Source organism: Staphylococcus devriesei (assembly GCF_002902625.1).
Lineage (GTDB): Bacteria > Bacillota > Bacilli > Staphylococcales > Staphylococcaceae > Staphylococcus > Staphylococcus devriesei.
Window position 1 is genome coordinate 1 of the sequence record NZ_PPRG01000101.1, and the last position, 4,064, is coordinate 4,064.

At 28.3% G+C, this 4,064-nt stretch carries 3 protein-coding genes and 2 pseudogenes; 4 read left to right on the forward strand and 1 reads right to left on the reverse strand.

Going from position 1 to position 4,064, the window contains the following annotated elements; translation table 11 throughout:
* The first annotated feature begins 219 nt into the window (after positions 1-219).
* The 4 genes and pseudogenes from CD147_RS11605 (at position 220) to CD147_RS11620 (ending at position 3,515) form a co-directional block, all read left to right on the forward strand.
* Positions 220-1,089 (forward strand): ABC transporter ATP-binding protein, encoded by an 870-nt coding sequence (locus CD147_RS11605; RefSeq protein WP_103167606.1) that lies wholly within the window; start codon positions 220-222, stop codon positions 1,087-1,089.
* Positions 1,082-1,819, forward strand: a complete 738-nt coding sequence (locus tag CD147_RS11610) for an ABC transporter permease (protein WP_103167607.1) — start codon at positions 1,082-1,084, stop codon at positions 1,817-1,819. The genes CD147_RS11605 and CD147_RS11610 overlap by 8 nt, the downstream gene beginning before the upstream one ends.
* A pseudogene (locus CD147_RS11615) lies at positions 1,820-2,916 on the forward strand (sensor histidine kinase).
* Positions 2,913-3,515, forward strand: a pseudogene (locus tag CD147_RS11620) (response regulator). Before CD147_RS11615 ends, CD147_RS11620 begins: the two co-directional pseudogenes overlap by 4 nt.
* On the opposite strand, the gene CD147_RS11625 reads toward CD147_RS11620, so the two are convergent.
* The gene (locus tag CD147_RS11625) at positions 3,512-3,694 is read right to left on the reverse strand and encodes a hypothetical protein (RefSeq protein WP_103167608.1); all 183 of its coding nucleotides are present in this window, start codon (positions 3,692-3,694) and stop codon (positions 3,512-3,514) included. The pseudogene CD147_RS11620 and the gene CD147_RS11625 sit on opposite strands and share 4 nt — an antisense overlap.
* Positions 3,695-4,064: the final 370 nt, after the last annotated feature.

The following is a 4,064-nucleotide window of genomic DNA, read 5'->3' on the forward strand; positions in this document are numbered from 1 at the left end:
ATATAAAAACAGACCTTTAAATATTAAAATTAAAGAAGATATTGCTAAATTAGTTTCACCAATATTATAAGTTAAGTTAAAACGCTAAAGCTCTCGCAGTTTTAGCGTTTTTTTTATGACATTTGTCATATTATCAAAATGACATTTACTACTAATTTTTATAATAACTAAACGTTAAATTAAAGATATAGACGAATTAGTTAAGGGAGTGGTAAATAGATGATTAAGATTACAGAAATATCTAAGCGTTATCAAACTAACAATGTATTAGACAACGTATCTATAGAATTAGATGAAGGATTATGTACAGCTTTAATTGGAAAAAACGGAGCAGGAAAATCAACTTTAATAAATATATTAATTGGTCACATAAAGCCGAACAAAGGAATAATTGAAGATCCGCATTCTATCATTCAGCCTAAAAATATTGGGATTTTATTTCAAAAAACTAATTTCCCAAGATCAGTGAAAGTTAAAGAACTTTATTCGTTATTTAAAGGTGTTTATAGCGAGGGAATGAGCTTTGAACAGTTTCAAAATATGACTCGCTTTTCAGCTAAGATGATGAACCGATATGCAAATGATTTATCTGGTGGACAAAAAAGATTGCTCGATTTTGTCTTGTGTCTAATTGGTAATCCTCAATTATTGATTTTAGATGAACCTACCACGTCGATGGATATTGAAACTAGAGAACACTTTTGGAATGTCATTCTAAAATTAAAAAAGAGAGGCACAACAATTCTTTACACTTCTCACTATATAGAGGAAGTGGAGAGGATGGCAGACAAAATTATATTATTAGAGAATGGAGCCGTGAAATTTAGTGGATTACATAATGAAATTATTCATAATCAGAACTATTCTGTTATTGAGTTTCCTATAAGCTCAGAAGAACAAATTATAGAACTAAAATCTAAGTTTAAGATCGAAATTAGCGACAACACAATTAAGTTAAAAACGAACAAAGTACAAGATGTTATTAATGAGTTGCTAAATTTGAAAATTAATTTTAATGAAATGATTATTTCAAAACAATCATTATTAGAAATGATGTTTGAACAAGAAGGTGGAGAAAATGATGAATAGCACAAGGATATTATTAAAAATAGAACTTAACTCAATACTTAGAAGAAAACTAACGACATTTATGTCTATTATTTTACCTTTAGCATTTTATCTACTATTTACTTCTATTCTTGATTTACCTGAAGAAGCGAAAAAACAATTCAATAAAGACTACATGTATAGTATGACCACTTTTAGTTTGATCAACTTTTGTTTAATGCAATTTCCTTTTGGTATGATTGAAGAAAAAATAAATGGGTGGTATAAGCGATTAACTACAATACCTATTGCTCCTTCTAATTATTTTTTAGCAAAAGTATTGAAAACTATGTTGCTATTTTTCTGTTCAATTGTATTAATTTTTTCAGTTGCCCATTTCTATAAAGACGTAACACTCGAAATATCACAGTGGATTTTATCTGGCTTAGTTTTATGGGTAGGCGCAAGTTTGTTTCTTACGCTTGGTTTAGTTATTGCGCAATTTAATGACATTCAAAAGGCTAGTAGTATAGCTAACCTACTTAATTTAGGTATGGCTATACTAGGGGGATTATGGTTCCCAACTAATACATTCCCTGATTGGTTACAAATGATTTCTAAATGGATGCCTACTTATCAATTGAAACAAGTTGCCATCGAATTAAGCAAAGGTCATTCAATACCGATAAACTCTAGTTTATTATTAGTTGTCTATAGTATTATTTTTCTAATCATAGCGTTACTTATCAACAAGAAAAAGGAAGTGAAGTAATTGGAAAATAGGAGTTGGAGTGTCAGACTAGGAGAAATTTCGACATTAATTTATTTAATTTTTCCCGTTATAGGAATCTTTGGTGAAAAGAGAGGGCCAGAGTTTTTATATATTACAGTTCTAACCATCTTTACCATAAGCTATTTACTCATGGTCTTAGTGTATAATAAATTAGCGACTAATATACTTTACGCGTTATTAGTTTTGCATTATTTAGGTATAATATATTTTGTTTATAGCGTAAATCCAATGATTAGTTTATTCTTTTTCTTTAGCGCCTTCGCTCTGCCTTTTACTTTTGATGTAACTCTAAAATCTAAAGAATTTATCACTTTATTATTACTATGACTATATGTTTTTTAGTTAGCTATTATTTATATGAAAGTACAATTGCTTTCTCAATACTAATTTTTTATTTTGTAATTTTAACTGTTACCTTAGGGAATTTTAAAACTAAGAATGATAGAAAAATTAAAAAAGAATTAGAAGAAAAAAACAAATATATCAACGTACTCATTGCGGAACAAGAACGTAATCGAATTGCTCAAGATTTACATGATACCTTAGGTCATGTTTTCGCGAGTATTAGTTTAAAATCTGAACTCGCTATTAAACTGATAGATTCAAATCCTGAAACAGCTAAACAAGAAATTATAAATATAAATGATATATCTAAAGAGACTCTTAATAAAGTAAGAAATATTATTGAAAATTTGAAAGTTCAAAATTTTGAAGAAGAAGTTAAATCTATTGAAAATATACTGAAAGATGCAAATATAGCTTTTGAATTTAAAAATAAAAAGGGTGCAAATTCCTTAAATCCAGCTAAACAGTCTCTCCTTGCAATGATTTTAAGAGAAGCAGTAAATAATGTGATTAAGCATGCACATGCTAGTAGTGTAAAGGGTGAAATTGAATATCACACCCAGGGGATTAAATTAACCATAAGCGATAATGGTGTAGGTATAAAAGAACCGACTTCGACAACATTAAAGAGTATTAATGATAGAGTTAAATTATTAAATGGAACGCTTAAAGTAACTTCCAATAAAGGTATGACACTTAATATTACTATTCCGAGAGAAGGGGTAAAATGATTTCAATTGTGATTTCAGAAGATCAATATATGTTAAGAAAAGCAATAATTCAACTTATCGAGTTTAATGAAGAAATGAAAGTCATAGCTAACTTTGAAAATGGTATTGATACGTTAGAATATATAAGAGTAAATCGTCCCGATGTGGCAATTTTAGATATATAAATTCCTGGAATGACTGGATTAGAAGTTTTATCAGAGATTAGAAAAGCAAACATAAACACTAAAGTTATTATAGTAACAACGTTTAAACGTCCAGGATATTTTGAAAAAGCAGTTGCTAATGATGTTGATGCTTACGTACTAAAAGAACGTTCTGTGGATGATTTAATTGTCACAATTAATAAGGTTATGAAAAATGAAAAAGAATATAGTTCTTCATTAATGACTTCAATATTTAAAGAGTCAAATCCACTAACACATAAAGAACAAGTTATTTTACGTGAAATCGGTGAAGGTTTAGGTAGTAAAGAAATTGCAGATAAATTATATTTGTCTAATGGGACAGTACGCAATTATACCTCTAATATTATTGATAAATTGTATGCAGATAATAGATTTGAAGCTTGGAAGAAAGCAATTAAAAAAGGTTGGATTTAATTATTTTCAGTTTTAGTTTCTTCTAAGTTATCAACATGTGTTGCTAATAAACGTAGAACTTGGGCCACTTTATCGGGTGGCGTATCATTCGCAAGTGTATGTTCAAAAATATTGCCGTTTTGCGTTTGTACTCGATAGATAAGTCCATGTGTGTCAATAATAATATCTAAAATTTCCATGGTTTCCACCTCTTTGTTTTATATTTTTAATGAGGCTTCCATTCATTAGGGTTAAATATAGGTTATAAATATAAAGAATTTATTATTCAAACTATTCATTTGAAAATTAATTTTATACTTGTTTCTAATACATACCACTATATATTAAAAATAATCGTAGACAATAAAAAAACTAAGCCTTTTTTAATAAGGACTTAGTTTTTGATTTAGTCAACTTTGCTAGTGCGAGACTAAGAAACATAAGAAATTACATTGGATTTCTGTCTCGCTTTGTTTTATTTATTTTTTCTTTTACGAATAATGTTTTGAACTATATAAACAATGAAACCTACTAATACTCCTAATAAAATTGCTACGACAACTGATACAA